This window comes from Saccharibacillus sacchari (genome assembly GCF_037722395.1).
GTDB classification, from domain to species: Bacteria; Bacillota; Bacilli; order Paenibacillales; family Paenibacillaceae; genus Saccharibacillus; species Saccharibacillus sacchari_A.
Window position 1 is genome coordinate 76,212 of sequence record NZ_JBBKAR010000053.1, and the last position, 23,779, is coordinate 99,990.

General features: G+C 57.2%; 15 protein-coding genes and 1 riboswitch. Of the genes, 11 read left to right on the forward strand and 4 right to left on the reverse strand.

What is annotated here, in order from left to right; genetic code table 11:
- The first annotated feature begins 159 nt into the window (after positions 1–159).
- The 10 genes from WKI47_RS20785 to gntK all read left to right on the forward strand — a co-directional run bounded on the left by WKI47_RS20785 (position 160) and on the right by gntK (position 16,045).
- Positions 160–1,122: an ABC transporter permease gene (locus tag WKI47_RS20785; RefSeq protein ID WP_340229102.1), complete on the forward strand. Its 963-nt coding sequence runs from the start codon at positions 160–162 to the stop codon at positions 1,120–1,122.
- Between the two features lie 24 nt (positions 1,123–1,146).
- The gene (locus tag WKI47_RS20790; protein ID WP_340229103.1) at positions 1,147–2,028 is read left to right on the forward strand and encodes a carbohydrate ABC transporter permease; all 882 of its coding nucleotides are present in this window, start codon (positions 1,147–1,149) and stop codon (positions 2,026–2,028) included.
- Positions 2,029–2,068: 40 nt separating this feature from the next.
- A complete protein-coding gene (locus WKI47_RS20795) occupies positions 2,069–3,670 on the forward strand; it encodes an ABC transporter substrate-binding protein (RefSeq protein ID WP_340229104.1) in 1,602 nt (533 codons plus the stop codon).
- Between the two features lie 46 nt (positions 3,671–3,716).
- Complete coding sequence (locus WKI47_RS20800) at positions 3,717–5,435, forward strand: glycoside hydrolase family 32 protein (protein ID WP_340229105.1); 1,719 nt, start codon at positions 3,717–3,719, stop codon at positions 5,433–5,435.
- A 3-nt stretch (positions 5,436–5,438) separates the two neighbouring features.
- Complete coding sequence (locus WKI47_RS20805) at positions 5,439–6,395, forward strand: ROK family protein (protein WP_340229106.1); 957 nt, start codon at positions 5,439–5,441, stop codon at positions 6,393–6,395.
- Positions 6,396–7,192: 797 nt separating this feature from the next.
- Positions 7,193–10,513 (forward strand): GH32 C-terminal domain-containing protein, encoded by a 3,321-nt coding sequence (locus tag WKI47_RS20810; RefSeq protein WP_340229107.1) that lies wholly within the window; start codon positions 7,193–7,195, stop codon positions 10,511–10,513.
- Positions 10,514–10,931: 418 nt separating this feature from the next.
- Positions 10,932–12,281, forward strand: coding sequence for a zinc ribbon domain-containing protein (locus WKI47_RS20815; RefSeq protein ID WP_340229108.1), 1,350 nt, complete (start codon positions 10,932–10,934; stop codon positions 12,279–12,281).
- A 601-nt stretch (positions 12,282–12,882) separates the two neighbouring features.
- Positions 12,883–13,782, forward strand: coding sequence for a phosphogluconate dehydrogenase (NAD(+)-dependent, decarboxylating) (gnd, locus tag WKI47_RS20820; RefSeq protein ID WP_340229109.1), 900 nt, complete (start codon positions 12,883–12,885; stop codon positions 13,780–13,782).
- A gap of 14 nt (positions 13,783–13,796) precedes the next feature.
- Positions 13,797–14,468, forward strand: a complete 672-nt coding sequence (locus tag WKI47_RS20825) for a GntR family transcriptional regulator (protein ID WP_340229110.1) — start codon at positions 13,797–13,799, stop codon at positions 14,466–14,468.
- Between the two features lie 29 nt (positions 14,469–14,497).
- The gene (gntK, locus tag WKI47_RS20830) at positions 14,498–16,045 is read left to right on the forward strand and encodes a gluconokinase (RefSeq protein ID WP_340229111.1); all 1,548 of its coding nucleotides are present in this window, start codon (positions 14,498–14,500) and stop codon (positions 16,043–16,045) included.
- 392 nt (positions 16,046–16,437) lie between these two features.
- A riboswitch (SAM riboswitch) is annotated at positions 16,438–16,576 on the reverse strand.
- 82 nt (positions 16,577–16,658) lie between these two features.
- Here the strand turns inward: gntK and WKI47_RS20835 are convergent.
- Positions 16,659–17,831 (reverse strand): pyridoxal phosphate-dependent aminotransferase, encoded by a 1,173-nt coding sequence (locus WKI47_RS20835; RefSeq protein WP_340229112.1) that lies wholly within the window; start codon positions 17,829–17,831, stop codon positions 16,659–16,661.
- Positions 17,832–17,944: 113 nt separating this feature from the next.
- Here WKI47_RS20835 and WKI47_RS20840 point away from each other — a divergent pair, with 113 nt between their 5' ends.
- The gene (locus WKI47_RS20840; RefSeq protein ID WP_340229113.1) at positions 17,945–18,733 is read left to right on the forward strand and encodes a carbon-nitrogen family hydrolase; all 789 of its coding nucleotides are present in this window, start codon (positions 17,945–17,947) and stop codon (positions 18,731–18,733) included.
- A 165-nt stretch (positions 18,734–18,898) separates the two neighbouring features.
- Here the strand turns inward: WKI47_RS20840 and WKI47_RS20845 are convergent, their stop codons facing one another.
- The 3 genes from WKI47_RS20845 to WKI47_RS20855 all read right to left on the reverse strand — a co-directional run bounded on the left by WKI47_RS20845 (position 18,899) and on the right by WKI47_RS20855 (position 23,527).
- On the reverse strand, positions 18,899–21,334 hold the full coding sequence (locus tag WKI47_RS20845) for an S-layer homology domain-containing protein (protein WP_340229114.1): 2,436 nt from the start codon (positions 21,332–21,334) through the stop codon (positions 18,899–18,901).
- A 658-nt stretch (positions 21,335–21,992) separates the two neighbouring features.
- Positions 21,993–22,829, reverse strand: a complete 837-nt coding sequence (locus tag WKI47_RS20850) for a 1,4-dihydroxy-6-naphthoate synthase (RefSeq protein ID WP_340229115.1) — start codon at positions 22,827–22,829, stop codon at positions 21,993–21,995.
- Complete coding sequence (locus tag WKI47_RS20855; RefSeq protein WP_340229116.1) at positions 22,826–23,527, reverse strand: futalosine hydrolase; 702 nt, start codon at positions 23,525–23,527, stop codon at positions 22,826–22,828. Before WKI47_RS20855 ends, WKI47_RS20850 begins: the two co-directional genes overlap by 4 nt.
- Between the last annotated feature and the right edge of the window lie 252 nt (positions 23,528–23,779).

Here is a 23,779-nt window from a genome sequence, read left to right on the forward strand (position 1 = left end):
AAACTAAACAAATGTAAAATTTATTTTGACAAAATTAGTTGACATATGAATCTGTTCTCTGTTAAATTGTAAACGCGGAATAGGTCAAATGTGAAAATGTAAGCCCTTACCCATGACGCGGATTTATTATTTCATTTATCGGGAAACGGAGGAAGGGGAATGCAAAATTCGGCGGACACGGGAAAAAGCGGCCGACTCCTCAAACACAAACACACGGCGAGCCGCGGGCTGGGAACGTTCAAAAAAAACGGCTTTTTGTATCTGCTGCTTGCGCCGGCGCTTTTATTGACCCTGGTATTCAAGTACGTCCCTATGTACGGCGCGATCATCGCGTTCAAAGAGTTCAGCCCGATCCGGGGAATCCTGAACAGCGAATGGGCGGGCTTCAAGTATTTCGAAAAGTTTTTGCTCTCGCCCAATTTCGAAGTCATTTTCATGAATACGCTTAAATTGAGCTTTTACGGGCTGCTGTTCGGGTTTCCGATTCCGATCTTGCTTGCGCTGATGCTCAATCAGGTGCGCAAAGCCGGAGCGAAAAAGAATATCCAACTGTTCCTCTACGCGCCCAATTTCGTATCGGTCGTCGTGATCGCGGGTATGCTGTTCATTTTCTTGTCGCCGACCGGGCCGATCAACGCGATCGTCACCTGGATTTCGGGCCGGCCGCTGATGTTCATGACCGATCCCGCATACTTCCGCTGGGTCTACATCTTATCGGACATCTGGGCGACGGCGGGCTGGGCTTCGATCATCTACGTGGCGGCGCTCGCGGGCGTCGATCCCGAGCTGCACAACGCGGCCAGTCTCGACGGGGCGAGCCTGATGAGGCGGATCTGGCATATCGACCTGCCGACGATCAAGCCGATCATGGCGATCGTGTTCATTTTGGCGGCGGGCGGCATCATGTCGATCGGTTTCGAAAAAGCGTACTTGCTGCAAACGTCGATGAACCTTCCGTCTTCGGAAATCATCGCGACGTACGTGTACAAAGTCGGTCTGCAATCGGGCGATTATTCGTACTCCGCTGCGGTGGGATTGTTCAACTCGGTCATCAACGTCATTTTGCTGCTTACCGTGAATTTCGTGGTCAAAAAGCTCAACGACAATCAGGGGCTTTATTAAAAGAAGCGGAAAGGAGTGTTACCGATGACTGTCAAAAATACGCCGTTCGACCGTTTCCTGCTGGTATTGAACGGATTGTTCCTGACGTTGGCCGTGCTGGTCGTCGTGGTCCCGTTCGTGTATATCATCGTCGCTTCGTTTATGGACCCGACCGTGCTGCTCAACCGGGGGTTATCGTTCAGCCCGTCGGATTGGAGCCTGGAAGGGTACCGGAAAATACTGGGCAACGACGCGATGATCCGGGGCTTTTTCAACTCGCTGCTGTACGCCGGGGCGTTCGCGATCTTTACCGTACTGGTGTCCGTCTGCGCGGGGTACGCGCTCGCCGACGATACGCTGGCCGGACGCAAACTAGTCATGACGCTGTTTATCATCACGATGTTTTTCGGCGGCGGATTGATTCCGACCTACCTGCTGATCCGCCAGCTCGGCATGCTCGACACGCCGTGGGCGCTGATCATTCCGGGAGCGGTCAACGTGTGGAATATCATTTTGGCCCGGACTTTTTTCAAAGGGATTCCCAAAGAACTCAAAGAAGCCGCGAACGTCGACGGGGCGTCGGAATTCAAAATCTTTATGCGTATCGTGATTCCGTTGTCCAAGCCGATCATGTTCGTGCTGGCGCTGTACGCGTTCGTCGGGCAATGGAATTCGTACTTCGACGCCATGATCTATCTCGAAAACTCCAAGTTGTTCCCGCTTCAACTCGTGCTGCGTTCGATCCTGATCCAAAATCAGGCAGCGCCCGGCATGATCGGCGATCAGCAAGCGATGGCGGAACTCAAACGGCTGTCGGAAATGATCAAATACTCGTCGATCGTGATTTCCAGTTTGCCGCTGATCGTGATGTATCCGTTTTTCCAAAAGTATTTCGAAAAAGGCGTCATGGTCGGTTCGCTGAAATAACGACCGTGCGCATCCTTTATCCGACAGGAGGAATTTGGTTATGAAAAAACTTCGCTTGCCCCGCTGGAAAAAAGCGCTCGCCGTATCCGCTTTGTCGACCGTGCTCGTCGTGACCGCTTGCGGAGGCGGTTCGTCCGAACCGCAGCAGACGGCCGACGGCAAACCGATCCTGCGCATACTGACGTCCAGTTCGCCGCTCGCTCCGGCCGATCCGAACGAAAAGCTCATCGTGAAGCGGCTCGAAGAAAAGACCGGCGTACATATCGACTGGACCAGCTACACCAGCGACGTGTTCGCGGAAAAACGCAATCTGGCCATGGCGAGCGGCGATCTGCCGGATGCCGTGTTCGCCGCGGAATACAGCGATTACGATCTGCTGAAGCTGGCGAAAGACGGGGCGATCGTGCCGCTGGAAGACCTGATCGACGCGCAGATGCCCAATTTGAAAAAAGTGCTCGACGAACACCCCGAATACCGGGCCATGATTACCGCGCCGGACGGTCATATCTATGCGTTCCCGTGGATCGAGGAGCTGGGCTCGGGCAAAGAACGTATCCAGTCGGTCGACGATATGCCGTGGATCAACGTCGAATGGCTGGACAAGCTGGGCCTTGAGATGCCGACGACGACCGACGAACTCAAGCAAACGCTGATCGCGTTCAAAACGCAGGACCCGAACGGCAACGGCGAAGCCGACGAGATCCCGTTGTCGTTTATCGACAAACCGGGCGGCGAAAACCTCACGTTCTTGTTCGCGGCATTCGGCCTGGGCGAAAATCCGGACCATCTGGTCGTGAGCGATGACGGCAAAGTGATCTTTACCGGCACGGAGCCGGGCTACAAAGACGCGGTCAATTACGTGTACGACCTGTACGACAACGGGCTGATCGATATCGAATCGTTCCAGCAAGATTGGAATACGTACGTGGCCAAAGGCAAAGACGATCGGTACGGGCTGTATTTCACCTGGGACAAAGCCAATATCACGGGCATGAACGATAAATACGATCTCATGCCGCCCGTGGCCGGACCGGACGGGGAAGTGAACGTGACGCGCAATAACGGCATGGGCTTTTTCCGCGGCTCGATGGTCGTGACCAGCACCAACCAACAGCTCGAAACGACGGCCAAATGGGTGGATGCGTTGTACGATCCGCTGCAATCGGTTCAAGATAACTGGGGCACGTACGGCGACGACAAGCAGCAAAACATTTTCGAGTTCGACGAAAGCAAGCAAATGCTCAAGCATCTGCCGCTGGAAGGTTCCGCTCCGGTCGAAATTCGCCAAAAAACGAGTATCGGCGGCCCGCTGGCGATACTCGACGATTATTTTGGCACCTACACGACGATGCCGGACGACGCCAAATGGCGTATGGATCTGATGGAAAAAGTGCTCGTGCCGCATATGACCGCCGAGAACACGTATCCGAACGTCTTTTTCAGCATCGACGAACTGGACCGTCTGTCCACGATCGAAGCCGACCTGTTCCCGTACATGCTGCGCAAACGCACGGAATGGTACCAGAACGGCAAAGCCGACAGCGAGTGGAACGATTATCTGAAAGAACTGGATCGGCTGGGCTTGCAGGAATGGCTCAAAATCCGGCAGGACGGCTACGACCGTAGCGTCTCGCAATCTTGACCGGCGGCCGGGCACGACAAAACGAAACACGGGAGGCAGACCATAGATGACCATACAAAAGATGACGATACAAACCGCGAAGCCCGATTACCGGGGCGCTTATCATTTTTCGCCGCAGCAAAATTGGATGAACGATCCGAACGGCATGGTGTTTTTCGACGGGGAGTACCATTTATTTTTCCAGCATCATCCGTTCGGCGATACGTGGGGACCGATGCACTGGGGACACGCCGTTAGCCGCAATCTGATCGACTGGGAAGAACTGCCGATCGCGCTAGAACCGGACGGGCAAGGCACTATCTTTTCCGGCAGCGCGGTGGTGGATTGGCATAATACGACCGGCTTTTTCCCGGACGGCCCGGGGTTGGTCGCAATCTTTACGCATCATCTCGAAGCGCCGGGCATTCCGGTAACGCAAACGCAAAGCCTCGCTTACAGCGCCGATCGCGGGCGGACCTGGACGAAATACGCGGGCAACCCGGTGCTGGCTCGCGAAGGCTGGCCGGATTTCCGCGATCCCAAAGTGTTTTGGCATGAAACAAGCGGTCGATGGATCATGGTGCTGGCGTGCGGGCAGACCGTTTCTTTTTACCATTCGCTGGATCTGAAAAGTTGGAGGCACGGCAGCGATTTCGGCGAAGGGATCGGTTCGCACGAAGGCGTCTGGGAATGCCCGGATCTGTTCGAGATGGCGACGGACGGAAATCCGGGCCGTACCCGCTGGGTGCTGCTGGTCAGTATCGGCGACGGCGGTAAAGACCCGGAAGGCTCGCGGACGCAGTATTTCGTCGGCGGCTTCGACGGGGAGACGTTCGTGCCGGACGAGGCTTCGAACGAGGTGCGTTGGCTCGACCACGGACGCGACAACTATGCGGGCGTGAGCTGGTCGGATATTCCGGCGGAGGACGGCAGACGTCTATATATCGGCTGGATGAACAATTGGCGCTACGCGATCCTGACGCCGACCGACGGTTGGCGCGGCGCGATGACGCTGCCGAGAGAACTGACGCTGGAAACGGTGCGGGGCGTCGATACGCTGAAGCAGCGGCCGGCTCGGGAGATCCAAGCGGCGCGGGTGCCGGTATTGGAATTGGAAAACGCGACACTCGGCGAAGTGCGCGAAGCGCTGAAGCCGCTGCGGCTGGAAAGTTTCGAACTGGAGGCGCAAGCGGCGGGAGGACAATCGTTCGGATTCCGGCTGCGCGAAGGGGAGCGCTGCGGCACGTCGGTCGGTTTCGACGCGGATAGCGGCGAGTTGTATCTCGACCGCAGCGAGTCCGGGGATAGCGGATTCCACGATCATTTCGCGGGGCGGCATGCGGTGGAGATCGAGGCGGAAACGGTTGCGTCCGGTACGGCTGATCCGGCTGATGGGGCTGGAGGATACGGCGACGCGACAACGGGTCTTGCGAAAACAAGCGGAAGAAGCGCCGGGGCGGAAAAAACGGCGACAGTGCGCGAAAAGATCGGTGTGGACGATAGGAGAGAAGAGGGGGAAGCCGGACAAGCGTTGCTCGATACGCGGCTGCGGATTTTCGTCGACCGTTCGTCGGTCGAAGTATTCGAAAACGGCGGTCTTGCGATCACGGACCTGATCTTCCCGGACAGCGAAGCGGATCGGCTGTCGGTATTCGCCGCCGATGAAAGCCTGACGTTCGCTTCGGTGCGGATCTGGCGGATCGAGCCGTGCGGGGCTGTGGGTTCGGCGGAAAGCGGGGGGATTGCAGCCGCTTCCGCGAAGCCGAAGTCTTCGGAGGAGGCCTAGACCATGCAGGATGATTTGTCGAGAACTGATTTAGGAAAAGGAGGTCGTACGCCGACAATCGGCGCGATCGAAGCGGGCGGCACGAAGTTCGTATGCGGGATCGGATATGCCGACGGAACGATCGTCGACCGGATCAGTTTTCCGACCGGAGCGCCGGAAACGACACTGCGCCGGGCCGCGGATTATTTCGCGGACCGCAACGTACAGGCGATCGGCGTCGGTTCGTTCGGGCCGATCGATCTGCGTCCCGGCAGCGAAACGTACGGGTTCGTGACCACGACGCCGAAGCCGGGTTGGAGCGGCTTCGATTTTCTGGGCGCGCTGCGCCGACGGTTCGACGTGCCGTACGGCTGGGATACCGACGTGAACGCCGCCGCGTACGGCGAAGCGATCTGGGGCGCTGCGGCCGGATTGGACGACTGCGTATACTACACGATCGGCACGGGAGTAGGCATCGGCGTGTATGCCGGAGGACGCTTGCTGCACGGGCTGCTGCATCCCGAAGGCGGACATATGCCGGTTCGCCGACATCCCGGCGACGGATTTGCGGGGCGCTGCCCGTATCACGGCGACTGCCTGGAAGGCATGGCTTCGGGACCGGCGATCGAAGATCGCTGGGGCGTCAAAGCCCATGAACTTGCGCCGGATCATCCCGCCTGGGAGATCGAAGCGCATTACCTCGCCCAATCGGTGGCGACGGCGATCTTGCTGCTTTCGCCGCGCAAAGTGATATTGGGCGGCGGCGTGATGCAGCAGAAGCATCTGCTGCCGCTGATCCGAAGCGGCGTCGCGAAGCTGCTGAACGGCTACGTCGCCGCGCCCGAACTGGGCGCCGGGCTGGACGATTACATCGTCGAGCCGGGACTCGGCACGGAGTCCGGCTTGAAAGGCGCGCTGGCGCTCGGGGTTCGCGCGCTGGAGAGCGCGAAGAAGCAAGCGGCGGAAGCGGGAATCCGTTAACGGCGAGCGAGGCATCGGGATATCGATTCGCGGTGATGTCGGTTTGTTCTGATATCAGTTCGTCATAGTGTCGATTCGTCGTAATGTCGGTTTGCAGTGAAATCGGTTCGTCGTGATGTCGATTCGTCGCAATGCCGGTTTGCGGTGATTTCGGTTTGTTGTAACATCGCTTCTCTGTAATTTTGATTTACGGTGGCATCTTGCTGTTGTAGTATCCATTCTCCGTGACATCGGTTCGCCGTAGTGCGGTGCCTACGCAATATCGCCGCCGTATCGTTTAGCCGCGACAAAAGGCGAGTCCCTGCATGTCTGAAGGCGACAAAAGCAATCGTGAAAAGCACAAATTCGGGAACACCTCAATCGCAATCCAAATTCTAAAATTAAGTGCATATATGCACCTATTTACTCCGATTTTTGCGATCTAAGAAGATTAAGTGTGGATATACACTTAATCTCTCCGTATCAGGCGTTTTTACTCGTCTTTTCTCCAAATAAGTGCAGATACGCACCTATTTGAAGATTCGGAAAAAATCGAACAAAATAAGTGCACAACAGCACTTATTTTAACAGGTCTTGCTAAGCTTGCTGAGCAGCAAGTCGATCCGACCAGGCAACGTCTCGAATGTTGCCGCTTGTCCGTTTGCCAGAGCAACGCCCCTTTTCCATATCCGTTTTGAGCCGGCGCAGCGTCATTTGCGCCCGAACACCGGCCTGCCGACTTGTATAAGAAATTCGGCAGGCTTTACCGGTTTTTCCGGTCGCGCGGATAGCGACCGAATACGAAGGAGGTAGACGCGATGAGAACGCGTAAAAAAATCGTGCCGTTGATGTGCGCGGCGCTGTTGCTGGGCATCTGGCCGGCAGGCAAGCCGCAGGCTGCCGAAGCAGGCGGCGGAACGGTCTTCGGCGCAGGCGGAACGCAGCAAACGGACGCCAAGCCCGGCGCGGCTTCGGTGACATTGGCGGCGGAACAGCCGGTTTGGAATTCCAATCTTGAGAGCGTTATCACGACGAGCGGAGCCTGGTCGTCGGACGAACAAGGTGTCCGGGGAACCGCGGACGGCGACGCTCCGGCGTTGCGCATGCACGGCGCTTCGCAAACGGAAGGCTTTGTGTGGACCGGCGATATTTCGCCGGGTACGGCGGACGCGTCCGCCGGACTTGCGTTTCTCGGCGCCGCGGACGGAAGCGGCGGCTACGCCGTTCTGCTGGAGCGGGAGCAAGGCCGCGTAACGGCGCGGCTGCTCGGGCCGGACGGCGCGCAGATCGCGCAATCGTCGGCGACGTATATTAGCGAAAACGGCGTCAAGCACCGTTTGCAAATCGTTAAGGACGCGAACGGCAGCGTGCGCGTGTTCGTCGACGGCTATGCGGATGCCGCGATTCAAGCGGACGGGCTGCCGCCGGGCGGAGCCTCGGCGGGCTTGATCGTCCGGCGCGGCACCGCCGTGTTCCAGGATACGTACCTGACGCCGGAAGCCGATTATTACGGCGAAGCGTACCGTCCGGCTTATCATTATTCGCCGCCGCGCGGTTCGGCCAGCGATCCGAACGGCATGATCTTTTATCAAGGGGAGTACCATCTGTTCCATCAGGACGGAGGTCGCTGGGCGCACGCGGTCAGCACGGATATGCTGCATTGGAAAAGCTTGCCGCTGGCGCTCGAATGGAATTCGCTCGGCCATATCTGGTCCGGCTCGGCGGTCGCCGATCCCGACAACGTTTCCGGGCTGTTCGACGCGTCGCCCGACGGCGGGGGCATGATCGCTTATTACACGTCGTACGATCCGGACGCGGTCAACGGCAATCAGCGGATCGGCATCGCGTACAGCTCCGACCGGGGCCGCACCTGGCATTATCCGCAAGATCGGCCGATCGTGATCGAGAATCCCGGCCGCAGCGGCGACAATCCCGGCGGTTGGGATTTCCGCGATCCGAAAGTGGTGCGCGACGAAGCCCGGGACCGTTGGGTGATGGTCGTGTCGGGCGGCGATCATATTCGCTTTTTCGTATCGACGAATCTGACCGATTGGACGCTGACCGACAATTTCGGATACGGCGATTACGTGCGCGGCGGCGTCTGGGAATGCCCCGATCTGTTGCCGCTGACGGTCGACGGCACGGGAGAACGCAAATGGGTGCTGATGCTCAGCACCGGCGCCAATCCGGCGACCGAAGGTTCGGACGCGGAATATTTCGTCGGCGAATTGACGGACGACGGCAAATTTATAAACGACAACGCCGCCGGAGACGTGCTCAAGACCGACTGGGGCAAAGAATTTTACGCGTCTTCTTCGTTCACCGACGCGCCGGACGGCCGACGCATCGTGATGGCGTGGATGACCAACTGGGATTATCCGTTCGCGTTCCCGACGGAAGGATGGAAAGGCGTGCTCAGTCTGCCGCGCGAATTGTCGCTGACGCAAACGCCCAACGGCTTGCGCCTGGCGCAGCAGCCGATCGCCGAGCTGGACGGATTGCGCAGCGAACTGTTTCGGACGGAAAACGCGGTCGTGACCGAACAAACGCCTAATCTGCTGTCCGGACTGTCGGCGGGCGCGTACGAGATCGAAGCGGAGTTGGAATTGCCTTCGAGCGGCGCGGCGGAGACGTTCGGGTTCCGCGTACGCGAAAGCGGAGGCAAGCACACGGACATCGGGTACTCGGTCGCCGAACAAAAACTCGCGCTCGACCGTTCGGTTTCGGGCATCACCGATTTTTCGCCGCTGTTCGGACCGCGTCAGGAAACAACTCTTCAACCGGACAACGGCGTCGTCAAACTGCGTATTTTCGTGGACGAATCGTCGGTCGAAGTGTTCGCGAATAACGGACGCACGGTCTTTTCCGACGTCATTTTCCCGAATCCTTCGCAGCGCGGCCTAAGCTTTTACGCGACAGGCGGCGAAGTGAAGGTACGTTCGCTCCAAGTACACGCCCTGGAGTCGGTATGGAAAAGCCAAACGGATTCCGAGTTCATAGTAAGCGAATCGAAGATCGAACTCGGTCCGAACGATTCCCGCACGCTGTCGGCCGCGCCGCGTACGTCTTCGTTGCCCGCGGCTTCCGTAAACTGGACCAGCTCCGATCCGGGGATCGTGTCGGTCGAAGCGGTCGCGAACGGCCAAGCGCGGCTCACGGCCGTTGCGCCCGGCGAAGCGACGGTGACGGCCGCAGGCGCGAACGGGATGTCCGCCGCCGCCCGGGTAACGGTGCACGGAGGCTCGTTCCGCTCCGATCTCGGCAAGCTGGATACCGCGCCTTCTTCGGCTTCGTGGATCGTGACCGAACACGGCCTGCGCGGCAGCGCGTCCGGCGACACGACGGCCATGTCCGGGCGCTCCGCAGGCGATTTCGTGTACGAAGCGACCGTGAAGCTCGGCGAATCCGGCGGGGCGGCTTCCTTGCTGTTTCGCGCCGATCCGACGGGAAGCAGCGGATATTACCTGAACCTAGACCCCAATATGGACCATATCCGGCTGTTTTATAAAATGAACGGAAACTTCGCGGAACGCCAGCTCATCGCTTCGTCGCCCGCGTCGATCGTGTCCGGCGGTACGTCCGTTTTGCGGGTGCAAGCGAACGGGCCGCATATCCGCGCATGGCTGAACGGGAAAAAAGTCATCGACGTGCGGGACGGAACGTTCGCGGAAGGCCGCTTCGGCCTGCATGCTTTCGGCGGCCAAGCTTCTTTTCAGCAGGTGCGCGTCAAGCGCGATGCTCCCGCGAAGCTGGACGCGTACGCGATGGTCAGCCGCGAATCCGGCTTGACGCTCGCGGCTGCCGGAAGCGCTCGCGGTTCGGCGGTAGGACTGAAGTCTCTCGATGCGCCCGAACGTCCGCGCTGGACGCTTGTTCCGACGGGAAGCGGCGACGGCTCGTTCTCGCTGCGCACGGAGCAAGGACAAGCGCTCGATCTGGATACCGGACGCGGCACGCTTCAGCTTTACGATTATCTCGGCTACGACAACCAGCGTTGGCTGCTGCGCAAGCAGGGCAGCCGCACGTTCGTACTGAACGCCGCCAACGGTTTGGCTTTGACGTCGGCTAGCGGCGGCGCGCTGACGCTGACGACGTACGACCCGGCAAACGCGGCGCAGTCCTGGAAGCTCGACCGATAACCGGATAACCGGCAGGCCGAGGTGATCGGTAAGCTTTTGACGCAAAATAGAATCCGCCGGACACCGAACGCGTGAAACGGAGATCGCGCGGCGGATAGGAACAGCAGACAAGCCGCCCGGTCCGTTGAACGCGTTCGTCATAAGGTAGGCGTTCCGATCGAATCCGCTTCGCAAGATCAACTCGCAAGTTCAAAAAGATCCACATACCGAGGTTCTTTCTCTCGTCGTTCGCGGCGGCGGGAAAGAACCTTTTTGACTTGGCCCATGTTTTGAAAGCTTTTTTATATACAGGAAAAATTGTCCTAAAAATTCTTGAATTATGCTACATTAGAAGCAGACGAACAAGCAAAAAGGGTCTAACGTCCCGAATCGCTGTTCCTGATCAAAACGAATCGCCTATTTTCGGGAGGGGTCACAGATGTATTGCAACAAATGCGGAGCGAAGCAACCGGAAAACGCAGCTTTTTGTTTTTCGTGCGGCAATAGATTGAATACGGGCGTTCCGGGGCGTTCCGTGATCGATTTGCGCAAAAAAACGAAGCAGGCCGAGTCGCCAACAACGTCGGTTCCTCCCGTTCTGCCTTCCATTTTGCTGTCCGGCGACAACGCTTCGGCCGAAGCTTACCGCTACCCGGAAACGAAGCCGTCTTTTTTTGCGCGCCACGGTTCCTGGTTCGCGCTCGCCGTGCTGGTGTTGTTGATTGTCGGAGGGGTGTACGGCTGGAACGCGTATACAGGCAGCATCGATGCACAGACGGCGAAGTTGCGGTCGGATGCCGAAGCTTTTGCGCGCGATGGCGATTATCCGGCCGCGAGCGACAGTTTGCGCCAAGCTTCCGAACTGATCCGAAGCGACGCTTCGCTGGATGCGGAATTGGCCTTGATCGATACGGCGGCAAGTGTTCAAGGCCAATTGCGGCAGGCAAGCGAACATATTTCGAGCGGAAAGCTGGATGAAGCGGAGCGGGTGTTGGCATCGGTCGAAACGGAGCTTGGCGAACGTGCGAGCGCGCTGCTGGAGCGGGAAAAAACGTCGTTTTTGCGGCAAAAAGACCAGTTGGCCGTGTTGCGTATCGGAGAGGAGGCGGGCAAGCTCGATAACGTGACCGCGCTTGTTCCTTTGCTCGACAAACTTGAACGCGTCGATACCGACGAGTCGGAAGCGGTTCGTGCCGCGATCGTCGCGCAAATCGTCGGACTCAGCTCGGATCAGGCCGCGGCGCTGTTGCAATCGGGCAGCTTCGCTTCGGCGGCCCAAGCCGTCGAGCAGGGGCTAAAATACGCGCCTGCCGATTCCGGTCTGCTGAAGCTGAACGGCGAGATCGAATCGGCCAAGACGGCAGCGGCGGACCGCGAGAAAGCCGAAGCGGCCCAGGCCGCCGAAGCGAAGCGTCTGGCCGAAGCCGAAGCGAACAAGCGTATCGAGCAAGCCGCGGCGCGGGAAGAAGCGGAGCTTGCCGTCCAATCTTTTTACGGGAATATCGCGACGCAAAATTACGGCGGCGCGTACGCTTTGCTCGGCGCAAATTGGCAAAAAGGAACCGGATATTCGGCTTTCGTGAGCGGCTACGACAATACGTACGACGTTTGGCTGGATTCGATCGACTCGGCGCAAAACGGCGAAAACGTGCAAGTCACCATCGTGCTCACGGCATGGGAAAGCAGCGAATTCGGCATGGTATATTCCACGTACCGATCGGTGTACCAAGTCGGTTACGAGAACGGCACGATGAAAATATTGAGCGGCAAAGGCGAAAAATTGTCCTGATTGCGCCGACTTCGTCGAGCTTGAAGACTGTGCCGAGCGTGCTGAATGCACTAACCGTGCCACTGCGCTAACCATGCCCACTGTGCTGGCCACGCTAACCCTACGGCTGCCCGGACAAGCGCGATCCGTTTTCCGGACAGCCGCTTTTTTCCGTATCGACCTATCGAAATCTGCCTATCAAATCCTGCCTATCCATATCCTCATATCCCAAAAACGCGAAATAAGTGCGGATATGCAACTATTTTTCGCGCATCGCCGTCGTTTTTGAAATTAAGTGCGCAAATACACTTATTCCTACAACAAGAGCCCAAATCGGCGGCAAAAGCAGGATTTAATTGCATTCGAGCACCTACTTGCGGAAAAGCGTCGAATTCGGGAAAAATAATCGCCTATCCGCACTTATTTTAAAATTCGGCCCGCCGCGATTCCGTGAATATTTGCGTAATAAGCTGTTTTCCTCTCCCTCTTTACAAGCCCGAACCGACAGGAGTAGAATAAAAAGCAAAGTTGTATACAGGTATACATCGCGATGTTTTTTGGTCATTCAATCTTTCTACAAACATAATGTTATTCAAATTCAATAAAAAAAGGAGAGAGCAGCATGAACATCGGCATGATCGGACTTGGCAAAATGGGCTACAACCTCGTATTGAACCTTTTGGAAAACGGACACGGCGTAACGGTGAACGACGTCAATCCCGCACCTGGGCGCGAGTTGGCGAACAAAGGCGCGGTGGCGGCCGAATCCGTGGCGGAACTCGTCGCGCAATTGCCGAAACCGCGCGTCGTCTGGGTGATGGTGCCTGCCGGACCGATCGTTGACGGCGTGCTGGACGGCCTTTCTTCGCTGCTCGAAGAAGGCGACATCGTGATCGACGGCGGCAATTCGCAGTACAAAGACTCGATCCGCCGTTCGGAAACGCTGGGCCGCAAAGGCATTTTCTTTTTCGACGCGGGCACGAGCGGCGGCATGTCGGGTGCGCAGAACGGCGGTTGTTTCATGATCGGCGGCGACAAAGAGGCGTTTGCTATCATCGAACCGTTGTTCAAAGACCTTGCGGTCGAGAACGGCTATCTGTACACCGGACCGAGCGGCAGCGGGCATTATCTGAAAATGGTGCACAACGGGATCGAATACGGCATGATGCAGGCGATCGGCGAAGGCTTTGAAGTGTTGGAAAAAAGCGCGTTCGACTACGACCACGAAGCGGTGGCCCGCGTGTGGTCGAACGGTTCGGTCATCCGCAGTTGGCTGATGGAGCTGACGCAGAACGCTTTTTCCAAAGACCCCAACCTGGACGAAATCCGCGGCGTGATGCAAAGCTCCGGCGAAGGCAAATGGACCGTGCAGGAAGCGCTCGACCTTGAAGTCAGCACGCCGGTTATCGCTTTGTCGCTGCTCATGCGTTACCGCTCGCTGGAAAACGATACGTTCCACGGCAAAGTCGTTGCGGCGCTGCGAAACGAATTCGGCGGCCACGCCGTGGTCAAAGAAGATTAAGGAGACGTTTAACCATGCAATATCCTTCGGCTTGGCTTCAGGGTGCTTCGTTGGGCGAGTCGGTCGCAAGCCGGCTGCGGCTGCAAATCATCAACGAAGAGATCCGGCCTGGAGAGATTATTTCGGAAAATAAGGTGGCGGAGCTGTTCGGCGCCAGCCGCTCGCCTGTTCGGGAAGCGCTCAAAATGCTGGCGGGCGAGGGTCTGATTCGACTGGAACGCATGGGCGCGGTCGTGATCGGCTTGGATCTTGCGGCGGTCAAGGAGCTTTACGATGTGCGTTACCTGATCGAAAGCTTTGCACAGCAGCGGTTAGCCGGGCAAAACAATGAAGCTTTGATTCTGCGTCTGGAGCAAGCCATTGACCGAATGAAACTGGCGATCAAGCACGGTGACGGCGTGGAATTCGCTTATCAGGACTTTTCGTTTCATGAGCGTATCGTGCAGGAGGCGGGCCATACCCGTATTTTGCATCTGTGGAACAATATTCGTCCGATCGTTATGACGGTTATTTTATTGACGACGGAGAACAGTTTCAAGCAGGGAAACGAACGAATGGAATGGATCGCGGATAAGCATCGCACCGTGATCGAAGGACTGCGTTCAGGAGACGAAGAGCGAATCAGAGAGATTGTACGCGCGTATTTTGACGACTCGGATGAAACATTGGGTCGCAGTCTGGCTTGAGCAAGCGACAGAAAGGAAGAAAATAAAGCATGAGCGAACCTTTGATGATAGGCGTAGACATCGGAACGACAAGCACGAAAGCCGTACTTTTCAAGGAAAACGGAGAGGTCGTCGCGCAGGAAACGATCGGCTACCCGCTGCACACGCCGTCTCCCTCGGTAGCCGAGCAAGACCCGGACGAAATTTATCGCGCGGTCGTGCAAGCGGTTGCGGGAGCGGTTCGCGTTGCGAAAGCCAAGCCCGATCAGATTCTGCTCGTCGCGTTCAGTTCGGCGATGCACAGTCTGATCGGCGTGGACGAGACCGGCAAACCGCTGACCGCGTGCATCACTTGGGCGGACAACCGGAGCGCGGCATGGACGAAAAAGCTCAAAAACGAGCTGGACGGACATGAGATTTATTTGCGTACAGGCACGCCGATTCACCCGATGTCTCCGCTGGCGAAACTGCTCTGGCTGCGCCATGACCGTACGGAACTGTTCGAACAGTGCCGTAAGTTTATTTCGATCAAAGAGTATGTCTTTTTCCGTTTGTTCGGCGAGTATGTGGTCGATCATTCGATCGCTTCGGCGACCGGGCTGTTCAATCTGGAAAAGCTGGACTGGGACGAGGAAGCGCTTGCGCTTGCAGGCGTGACGCCGGAGCGGTTGTCGAAACCCGTACCGACAACGCATGTGGCCAGCGGCTTGCAGCCGGCAACCGCGAGCGAGTTGGGCCTGGGCGTGGAGACACCGTTCGTCGTGGGCGCGAGCGACGGCGTGTTGTCCAATCTCGGCGTGGGCGCGATTCGCCCCGGCGTCGTCGCGGCCACGATCGGTACAAGCGGCGCGATCCGCACGGTAGTCGACCGTCCGGTCACCGATCCCAAAGGACGCTTTTTCTGCTACGCGTTGGCTCCGGGACTATGGGTCATCGGGGGTCCGGTCAACAACGGCGGTATGCTGTTCCGTTGGGTCCGGGACGAGTTCGCGGCTTCGGAAGTGGAAACGGCCAAGCGGCTCGGCATCGATCCGTATGACGTTCTGACGCGTATCGCCGAGCAGGTGCGTCCGGGTTCCGAAGGGCTGCTGTTCCATCCGTATCTGACCGGCGAACGCGCGCCGCTGTGGAATCCGGATGCGAGAGGATCGTTTTTCGGACTGACCATGAACCATAAGAAAGAGCATATGATCCGTTCCGTGCTCGAAGGCGTCATTTTCAATCTGTATACGGTCATGTTGGCTATGGAAGAGCAGATCGGGCGCCCGAAAAAGATTCACGCGACCGGAGGGTTTGCCCGATCGCCGCTGTGGCGTCAGATGATGGCAGACATTTTCGATCAGGAAGTCGTGGTGCCGGAAAGTTTCGAAAGCTCGTGCTTGGGCGCAGCGGTGCTGGGTCTGTATGCGCTGGGCCGGGTTCCTTCGTTGGATGTCGTGGAGTCCATGATCGGCGGTACGCATCGCCACGAGCCGATCGACGGGAATGCCCGGGTCTACAAGCATTTGCTGCCGATCTTCATCTCCGTTTCCCGAAGCTTGGAGAACGAATACGAAGCGATCGCCAAGTTCCAGCGGGAGATGGCGGGAGAAGGTTGATTTGACCGCGTAAGCAACGGAAAAAGGCCTGCCTTGAAATCGAGCCGGGAAAGCTCGTATTCGGGGCAGGCCTCTATTCCGAAAGCACCGACGGTCCGGATGATTGCATTTGAGGATGGAATCAGACGTTTTTTGCAGCCGGGATCGGAGCGACCGATCCGGGTGCCCGTCGGTGAAGGGACGGAGTGACCTTTCAGCGAGCCGGACATGCTTTTGCATCGGCGTAAGCATGTCCGGCAAGGAAAAGTCTGCGGCAGGGACCGCGGACTTTTCCGTATATAAGAACCGGCAAAGCCGGGCTTACGCGGATCGGAGAGGCTTTGATTCCTAAAAAAGGACATCAAAAAGCCTCTTCTTATCATCAAGAAGAGGCTCGAATGGGCGAAGGTCTCTTCTTATCTCTCCGTTCATTCGTCTGCGCAAAAAATAAGCAGGATTCGAATGAACGAGCAAGAATTAGCACCGTGCCCCCATAAGGGGTCGGTTGCCGGGCTTCATCGGGCTGGTCCCTCCGCCTGCTCTTGATAAGATGTTCTATTCATCACATATTAAGTAAAGCATATGCTTGAATTATGCCATGCTGGACCTGTGGCTGTCAACGGCTCGGTTAATGTTAGAATAAGCCCAATCGGCCGATCCGACGCACGGCTTCAAGCAGTCGATCGTCTTCGGTAAGCAGCCCGACGCGCACATAACCTTCTCCATGTGCGCCGAAGCCGACGCCTGGCGCAACCGCAATATGGGCCTGCCGGAGCAGTAGCGAAGCGAAAGAAGTGGAGTTATGTCCGGCCGGAACCGGCAGCCAGGCGAAAAACGAACCGGTCGGCGCCGGAACGTCCCAGCCGATCCCGCGCAGACCTTCGACTAAGAGGTTTCTGCGTGATTCGTAACGGGCGACCAGTTCGGCGACGCCATACTGCGGTCCCGTCAAGGCTTCGGCGGCAGCGGCTTGGACGGCTCCGAACAAACTGACATGCAGATGGTCTTGCAGCAGATTGAGCATCGCGATCACGCTCGGATTGCCTGCCGCGAAAGCGACCCGCCATCCGGCCATGTTATACGTTTTGGACAGGGTGTAGATTTCGATTCCGGTTTCTTTCGCTCCGGGCGCTTGCAGGAAGCTCGGCGGCTTTACGCCGTCGAATCCGATTGCGCCATAGGCGAAGTCGTGGACCACGCAGAGATCGTGACGCTGGGCAAAAGAAGCCGTCTCGGCCATGAATGCGGAAGAGGCTGTAGCCCCGGTCGGGTTATTGGGGTAATTGAGAAACATCAGCTTCGCAAGCTGAAGGGCTTCCGGCGGAATCGCTTCATAGTCGGGAAGAAAACCGTTCTCGGCCAAAAGCGGCATCGGCTGTATCCGTCCGCCCGCCAGCTCGATACCCGACTCATAATCCGGGTAGCCGGGATCGGGGACGAGCGCGACATCGCCGGGATTCAACAAACATTGCGCGACTTCGATCAAGCCCGATTTGCCGCCGAACAAGATCGCGATTTCTTTTTCGGGATGCAGCTCAACTTGGTATTCCCGTCGATAGAACTCGGCAGCGGCTTCTTTTAAATAATCGAACCCTCGAAACGGCGGATACCGGTGGTTCAGCGGATCGCGGCCTGCCCGTTCCAACGCTTCGACGATATGTTCCGGCGTGGGACGGTCAGGATTGCCTTGTCCCAGGTTGATGATATCGTGTCCTTGCGCGGCGACGCGCGAGACGTCGGCCACAAGCGATGCGAAGAACTGCCGGGGCAGACGATCCAAAGCAGCGGAAGACGTAAATGTTTTCATGAAAACACCTTCTTTGCGAGTAATAGCTTGATCAAGCCAAACGTGTATACAGCCCCAGATGATATAGGCTACAGCTGTAAAAGTAAAGTCTGACGCGAAGCGGAGGAACGATCATGAATAAATGGAAAGTCACCTGTATTCAACATGATGTCGTATTCGGGAATGCAGAAGCCAATTATGCCAAAATGGAAAAGCTTCTGGAGCGCGCCATGCAGAGCAACCCCGATGTGATCGTGCTTCCCGAACTATGGACGATCGGCTACGATCTGACGCGGCTGGACGAGATCGCGGAGGAAGACGCCGAACGTACCCGGGCGTTTTTGTCGGAGGCAGCTCGTCGCCACGGCGTATATCTGGTCGGAGGTTCCACAGCCAAACGGACCAAGGACGGCGTGTATAACACACTGCTTGTTTACGACCGCGAAGGACAGCAAATCAGCGAATATGACAAGGCTCATTTGTTCAAGCTTATGGATGAGCATCTCTTTTTGCAATCGGGCAGCGAAAAAGGATTGTTTGAGCTTGGAAGTATCCGCGGCGCGGGTATGATCTGCTACGATATCCGTTTTCCCGAATGGATACGGACCCATATGTCGTCGGGAGCGGAAGTCTTGTTCGTGGTTGCGCAGTGGCCGCTGATGCGCGTGGAACACTGGCGTTCGCTGCTGGTTGCCCGAGCGATCGAGAACCAGTGTTGGGTGATCGCCTGCAATCGGAGCGGCAGCGATCCGGCGAATATTTTCGCGGGACATTCCATGGTGATCGGGCCTTGGGGCGAAGTCGTCGCGGAAGCCGGCGAAAGCGACGACTTCCTGACAGCCGATATCGACATGGCGGAAGTGATTCAGGCACGCGGGAGGATTCCGGTGTTTGAAGATCGCAGGCCGGAACTGTATGAGTGAGACTGGCAGCGTAATGAGTCCGTGAGTGTGGGATTGCGCCTATTTTTCGAAAAACAGTATTTTACGGCTTGAAAAAAGAGCCTGCTTCGCATCGGCGCGAAGCAGGCTCTTTTGTGTTCATAAGATCAGATTGCTTAATCCTTCCGTGAGTATGGCAGCCTTCTGTCAATGATCCAGCGAAGCGGCCATGATATCGCCGTACGCCCAGGTCGATACGGGAACGTCGCTCCATGTCATCGGAAGTTCGGGAGCGGAAGGACGCTCGGTCAAACGGTTGATCAGCGTGACCGTCTCGGCACGGGAGATCGGTTGGTCCGGGCGGAACGTGCCGTCCGAGTAGCCGTTGAGCAAGCCTTGGGCGGCCGCTGTTCGGATCGCTTCCGAAGCCCAGTTGTTTTGGATATCGCTGAAAGAAGTCCCGCCCGTTTCGGGCGTCCAACCGTACACGTTCATCAAGATTTGCGCCAGCTCGGCCCGGGTAACGGAACGGTTCGGTTGGAACAGCGTCGCGCTCGTGCCTTGCATCCAGCCTTGTTCGACAACGAAGCGGATATCTTCATGGGCCCAGTTGCTTGCCGGGACGTCCGCGAAATTCGTAGCGGCGTTCGAGGCCGTACCCGAGGCCTGCATCGTGCGGTTGAGAATCGCCGCGACTTCGGAACGTTTTACCCCTTGTTGCGGCTCGAATTTGCCGTTCGGATATCCGCGCATATAGGCGATGTACTGCCGGACGTTCGATTGCATCGTGAAGTTGTATTCGACGATCGTTTGTCCGACGTGGATATTGCCCGCGCGGATATAGCTGTCCGTGCCGAAGGTTGCGGATACGTTCGAGTTCCGGCTGTCGAAGTTGGCGTAGCCGTCTTTTTCCGCAATGATGTAATAATCGCTTTCCGGGAAAACCATCCAGCCGTATTCGCCTTGAGCGTTGCTGATTTGCGGATCGGCATTTTGGTTCGGAGCAAAATCGGGCAGTGCAGGCAGTTGAACGACGGTTCCCGGAACGCGTCCGTTCGCCCGGTTATTGGCGGTATCGGCCCAATACAGCGTCGTTTTCACGCCCGGGATAGGTTGCCCCGTAGAAGAATCGGTAATAATGCCGTAAGGATCGATCAGCTCGGCATTGAGCGTCGCGTTGCCTGCCGAGTCGACGGTGAGCGTGGCCGGAGGACCGGCCAGCCTTTCGCCGCTCGGAGCGACGACGTTCAGCGCGAGGCGATAGGTGCCGCTCGGCAGCGAAGACGGAATATTCAGCGTACCGTTCGACGACAAGGTCAGTTCGGACACCCCGGCGACAGGCTGGCCGTTTGCGTTATAGAGCGCGCCGCGAAGCGACAGATTGTTGCCGATCAGATCCGTGATCGGAACGGAAGCGGTCTGGCCGCCATTCGGATTGGTCACGATCACTTGCACGCTGCGCGTGCTCGGCGCGGTGGTCGTAGGCGTCGGTACGGTCGTCACGGGCGTCGGGTTCGGGTTGGGCGTAGGCGTAACGTTAAGATCTGTGACGGTCACGACCGCTTTGGCCGTCAAGTTTTGCGGATTGTTGAATCCGCAGCCGCCGATCGGAGCGCGGACCGATATCGGCGTATCGGTACCGCGCGCGAATGTCGGCATTTGGTACAGGCATTGCGGCGTTCCGGTAAACGTGTAAGTTCCCGGCGTCGCGCCGTCGTATACCGGCGTCGCGTCATCCCATTCGATCGGCGTCGCGGCCGTTTTGTTATTGCTGTACGACAGGGTCAGCGTCGCGGGAAGTTGCCCGGCGACGTTTTCGACGGCGGTTCCTTTCGGAACGCTGAAGCCCGGAACGGACGGAATGCCGGTCAGGTCGGGATAATCCATGCGGAAATAAAGCACGGCATCGTCCGCGGACCAATATCCGTTCGGATCGAAAATGGTTTTCCCGTCATTCGGGAGGGTAACGACGCCTTTGAAGTTTTTGAATCCGCCGGCATCGCTGAACGTCCAACCGGACGGAAGGTCGATATACAAGGGAGCGCTTTCGTAATCGGAATAATCCCACGTTACGGGCAGCTCGATCGTAGTGCTATCGCTAAGAGTCGCTGTTACAGTAGTCGGCCATTGAATGGAAGAGGCTTTAGTGCCGTTGGGAACCTGGCTCAAAACGGCCTCGCTCAGATAGGAAACATAAAGATAGGTTGTAAAAGAAAAAGGCTGGCTTTCTTGAGGCTGGTTGCTGGAGTTGGTGTTGTCCGCAATGTAATAAGCCGTGTAATCGTAGGCTTTGCCGGGCTGCAAACCCGTGACGTCGAGCTTGAAGCTCGTAGTGGAGATGCCCGGAAATACTTGATTCGTCGGGACCTTGAGTGCGTTCAAAGGCTTGCCGTTCGGACTTTCGTCGTGTAGCCAGTAATAAAAGCCGAACTCGGCATTCGAACCGGGAATGAACGAAACTTCGGCATTCAATGTGACGGATTGGTCCTTCAGGTCGGTCGGATCGTAAACCGTGACCGGCGAAACCGCGTACCCGGAAGCCGGCGCGATATTGAATCCGATTGTGAACAACAGCAAAGCGGCCATCAACAACGCAAACGTTCTTTTGACAGGCTTCTGATTGGAAATAGGAATCCCCTCCATTTCATGATCGGCCAAAATCGGGTCGTGCGGCCTGACGCAACAGGCGCAACCGTCCAATGCCGGATACGGATAGATTACCCTTTCGCAAAGAGATTGACCTTTTTATGGAACTAAAAACATAAAAATTACATAAATAGATGTAGTATGGATGCTCGAGTGTTTAGCTGCCCAACAAAAAAACGCCGAAAAAATCGGCGTTTGAATGGTCGAGAAAGTCCTGTTTGACAGCAAGCGCAAAAATCAGGCTGAAAATTTCAATCGGTTTTCCGTTTGCGGATTTCGCTACGCGAAGCGGAACAACCTGAGCTTTCGATTCCCAAAAAAAAGTACAAATATACACTTATTTTCTTCGAATTTTACCATTTTGAGAAAATAGATGCGGATATGCACCTATTTTCTCCGTTTTAAGCTCTTTTTCGCGTTTTTTATTCGAATAGATGTATATCTGCACCTATTCGAAAAGCGGGAATTAAATCGATCGAAATCAGTGTATTCGAGCACTTATTTCAACTGCTTTTGCCTTTTCCTCCAGCATCGCTTCATATTTTGTTCTAACATGGTTCCAGAGTGCTGGAGTTCTGCAAATCCGAACCCAGCCAAGCTGCTTCGGGAAAATTTCTTTTCGGCGCTATCCGTATCGCTCGGAGCATCGGCGCCTTTAAGCGGGATCGAGCAGTTTCTCGTCGAATTGCGGTACCAAGCCTTCGCGCGCGGCGCGCGTCAACAATGAGCGTATGGCGGCATAACCGTCTTCGCCGAGATTGGCCGTGAATTCGTTGACATACAGTGCAATATGCGAATCGGCAACGGCAGAATCCATCTCCTGCGCATGTTCGAGCACATAATCGCGCGAAGCTTCCGGATTTGTCCAAGCATATTCGACGGAAGCACGAACCCATTCCGTGATCCGTTGCGGATCGACCGCGCCGCGTTTGGCGATAATGGCACCGAGCGGGATCGGAAGGCCCGTGTCCGATTCCCACCAGTCTCCCATATCGGCAAGCTTATGCAGGCCATAATTTTGGTACGTGAAACGGGCTTCGTGGATCACGAGACCCGCGTCGATATCGCCGTTTTGCACAGCCGGCATAATCTTGTCAAACGGCATAACGACAACTTCGCCGATGCCGCCAGGGATCGTTTGCGCTGCCCATAGACGGAATAACAGATAAGCGGTCGAACGTTCGCTGGGTACCGCGATGCGTTTGCCGGACAGATCGCTTGGAGCTGCGGCGTCCTTTGTCAGCACCAGCGGACCGCAGCCGCGACCCAGCGCGCCGCCGCAAGGAATGAGCGCGTAGTCGTTCAGCACCCAAGGCAGAGCGGCATAAGAGATTTTCATGACCTCCGGCCCTTCGCCGTTAGCTGCCCAGTTATTGGTGATGTCGATATCGGCGTATGTGACTTCAAGCTCAGGCGCGCCGTCGATCAAGCCATGCGTCACGGCGTGAAAAACGAATGTATCGTTGGGACAAGGGGAAAATGCGATCTTCAAGCGAAAAACACCTCCGGTAAAATTGAGCTTGCGCGGCGAAGCGCGCTTAGCGCGTCGCCGATCTTCCAGGCACCGCGGTCGCGGGGACCGACCGCGTTCGAGATCGCCCGCAGTTCCAATGCGGGCAACCCGAACTGCCGGGCGGCTTCCGCCACGCCGAAGCCTTCCATGCCTTCCGCCGCCGCGCCGGGCACCCGCGCGGCCAAAGCCCGCGCGCCCGCAAGCGTGCCGGTGGTCGTGGACACCGTCACGATCGGCGCCAGTCGCGCCGCAAGACCGGCGCCTTGCAGCGCGCCCGCGAGAGCGGCCGAGACTTCGTCCTCGGCCGGAATGACCGACGAGCCGAAGCCCAGCTCGTCTACGGAAATAAAGCCTTCGGGGCTATCCGAGCCCAGGTCGGCTGCAACCATGCGGCTCGCCACGACCAGCGAGCCGATATCGGCGAGGCCCGCGAAGCCGCCCGCGATACCCGCGCTGACGACGCGCGAATACGCGCCGCCTGCAAGCGCGCGCGCCGTGCCTGCGGCTACCGCCGCCGGACCCACGCCTCCGGCAATCACGACGAAGCGCTCGTCGCCGCCGAGGCCGCCCATTACGGCTTCGCGCTCCGCTTCCACGGCGGTCACGATCAGAATGCGCGAGGATGCCGGATTCGCGGAAGATCCGGCTTCGTTAAATTGCTGCTGTAGCTGGTACATTCGACCGACTCCTTGTATGATGAGATAAGCGATTTAGTAATAAACATTGGAAGCAACCGAATTGCGTCGTTTTGCGTTTTTGGTTCGAAACGAGCCTCGAACCTTATTCTTTTACGGTAACTCTAAAAAAAGCGCTTGTAAAGCAAACGAAAAGTTCGAGCGCCGATCTCTGCGAACGCGCGCGGGCGTGAATCGCGAACGGGTTTCGAAGTTTGGCTCTTGCTTTGCTTCGTTCATGAAAGGAGCGTGACG

What these genes read in the sequence shown, in the direction of transcription:
- gnd (WP_340229109.1), top strand. Translation starts at nt 12,883, where the DNA reads ATGAACATCGGCATGATCGGACTTGGCAAAATGGGCTACAACCTCGTA.
- gntK (WP_340229111.1), top strand. Translation starts at nt 14,498, where the DNA reads ATGAGCGAACCTTTGATGATAGGCGTAGACATCGGAACGACAAGCACG.
- WKI47_RS20810 (WP_340229107.1), top strand. Translation starts at nt 7,193, where the DNA reads ATGAGAACGCGTAAAAAAATCGTGCCGTTGATGTGCGCGGCGCTGTTG.
- WKI47_RS20785 (WP_340229102.1), top strand. Translation starts at nt 160, where the DNA reads ATGCAAAATTCGGCGGACACGGGAAAAAGCGGCCGACTCCTCAAACAC.
- WKI47_RS20790 (WP_340229103.1), top strand. Translation starts at nt 1,147, where the DNA reads ATGACTGTCAAAAATACGCCGTTCGACCGTTTCCTGCTGGTATTGAAC.
- WKI47_RS20845 (WP_340229114.1), bottom strand. Translation starts at nt 21,334, where the DNA reads ATGGAGGGGATTCCTATTTCCAATCAGAAGCCTGTCAAAAGAACGTTT.
- WKI47_RS20855 (WP_340229116.1), bottom strand. Translation starts at nt 23,527, where the DNA reads ATGTACCAGCTACAGCAGCAATTTAACGAAGCCGGATCTTCCGCGAAT.
- WKI47_RS20805 (WP_340229106.1), top strand. Translation starts at nt 5,439, where the DNA reads ATGCAGGATGATTTGTCGAGAACTGATTTAGGAAAAGGAGGTCGTACG.
- WKI47_RS20795 (WP_340229104.1), top strand. Translation starts at nt 2,069, where the DNA reads ATGAAAAAACTTCGCTTGCCCCGCTGGAAAAAAGCGCTCGCCGTATCC.
- WKI47_RS20825 (WP_340229110.1), top strand. Translation starts at nt 13,797, where the DNA reads ATGCAATATCCTTCGGCTTGGCTTCAGGGTGCTTCGTTGGGCGAGTCG.
- WKI47_RS20835 (WP_340229112.1), bottom strand. Translation starts at nt 17,831, where the DNA reads ATGAAAACATTTACGTCTTCCGCTGCTTTGGATCGTCTGCCCCGGCAG.
- WKI47_RS20840 (WP_340229113.1), top strand. Translation starts at nt 17,945, where the DNA reads ATGAATAAATGGAAAGTCACCTGTATTCAACATGATGTCGTATTCGGG.
- WKI47_RS20800 (WP_340229105.1), top strand. Translation starts at nt 3,717, where the DNA reads ATGACCATACAAAAGATGACGATACAAACCGCGAAGCCCGATTACCGG.
- WKI47_RS20815 (WP_340229108.1), top strand. Translation starts at nt 10,932, where the DNA reads ATGTATTGCAACAAATGCGGAGCGAAGCAACCGGAAAACGCAGCTTTT.